The 255-nt window shown below is 40.8% G+C and carries 1 protein-coding gene; it reads left to right on the top strand.

The genetic code is table 11. The features are described from left to right. Positions 1-255, top strand: a 255-nt coding sequence (locus P3R27_RS15620; RefSeq protein ID WP_301357625.1) for a WxL protein host-binding domain-containing protein, incomplete at both ends; no start/stop codon positions are given.

Genomic DNA, 255 nt, shown 5'->3' with positions numbered 1-255 from the left:
AAGAAGTCAAAGAAAATACAACTGACGAAACAACTGATGAAGAAGGGGTCGCCATCCAGAATGAGTTTGCGTATATCATCGGTGTAGTTGTGAGCAACAAACAAGATGCTGTACAACCTGATTTAGATTTGTTAGATGTTTTTGCCGATCAACTCAACTATCGCAATGTCATCAGTGCGAATCTACAAAACTTCACCCCAACATTTGTGAATCGCTTAGAAGTCGAAGCTACGGTACAAAAAGTGGGCGAAGAAG

This window comes from Enterococcus spodopteracolus, from assembly GCF_030441955.1.
GTDB classification, from domain to species: domain Bacteria; phylum Bacillota; class Bacilli; order Lactobacillales; family Enterococcaceae; genus Enterococcus_B; species Enterococcus_B spodopteracolus.
Note: the sequence above shows the minus strand (reverse complement) of the source record. Positions and strands in the feature narration are given on the sequence as shown.